We start from the raw sequence: 1,039 nt of genomic DNA on the forward strand, positions 1-1,039 counted from the left end.
TAGTCAACTGTTCAGCTCTTCCGGAGGGATTGATTGAGAGTGAGTTGTTCGGACATGTGCGGGGAGCTTTCACCAATGCTGTTCGCGACAAGCCAGGCCGTTTCAAACTGGCAGACAAAGGCAGCATCTTTCTGGATGAGATCGGCGACCTCAAACCGGAGATTCAGGTAAAGATTCTGCGGGTGTTGCAAGAAAAGTCCTTTGAAATGGTGGGAGATCATCGGTCCATTCCGGTCAATGTGCGCGTGATCACCGCCACCCATCGCAATTTGTTGGAAAGAGTCCGTCAAGGATTGTTCCGCGAGGATCTGTACTACCGGCTCAAGGTGGTGGAATTGCGCATGCCGCCGTTGCGGGAACACAAGTCTGATCTCCCTCTTTTGATTGAACATTTTTTGGCAAAATTCAATGCCAGATTCAACCGTGCGGTGCGGGGAGTGACTGCAGAGGTTTTGGAGGCCATCATGGACTATGATTGGCCAGGCAATGTGCGAGAGTTGGAGCATCTTCTGGAGCATGCCGTTGTGGTGGCGCCACAGTCCATTCTGACATGGTCCAATCTGCCGCCCGAATTTCGGGTTCGAGTGGCGCCTCCCTCTAGCACCTTTGCTCCGCAATATGCTCTCCAACAGGGTGGACGCCCTTTGAAGAGTGGTGCCCCGGCAGGAGGGGGACCGAACCGGGAAACCATTCTGCAGGTGTTGATGGAGTCGCATTGGCAGGTTCAGGTTGCCGCCGCCAAACTGGGATTAAGTCGCAGCACCCTGTGGCGGCGCATGAAAGCGCTGGGCTTGCACGTAAATTCAACAGCGCTGCAACCTCCCCACGACCCATAAAAGTGTTACAGCAAAGGCAGAAAGATCACGGTTTGCTTATTGCTTTCAAGCACAGGGTATAGAAGCCTCTACTCTATTTTTGCTGCGATTACAGGGCAATCGCATTTGAAAATCAGAAAATTATTATGGAGGTCCAGGAGGAGATTATCTCCTCCTGGTGGGTGAAGGGCAAAGCCCTGCTGGTAATGTGCGGCGTTTCACAA

General features: G+C 52.6%; 1 protein-coding gene. It reads left to right on the forward strand.

From position 1 onward, the window contains the following. A partial coding sequence (locus EJP87_RS17085; RefSeq protein WP_193771510.1) for a sigma-54 interaction domain-containing protein occupies positions 1-836 on the forward strand: 836 nt, incomplete at its 5' end. Positions 837-1,039: the final 203 nt, after the last annotated feature.

The organism is Candidatus Magnetaquicoccus inordinatus (assembly GCF_004217665.1).
In the GTDB taxonomy this organism is placed as follows: domain Bacteria; phylum Pseudomonadota; class Magnetococcia; order Magnetococcales; family Magnetaquicoccaceae; genus Magnetaquicoccus; species Magnetaquicoccus inordinatus.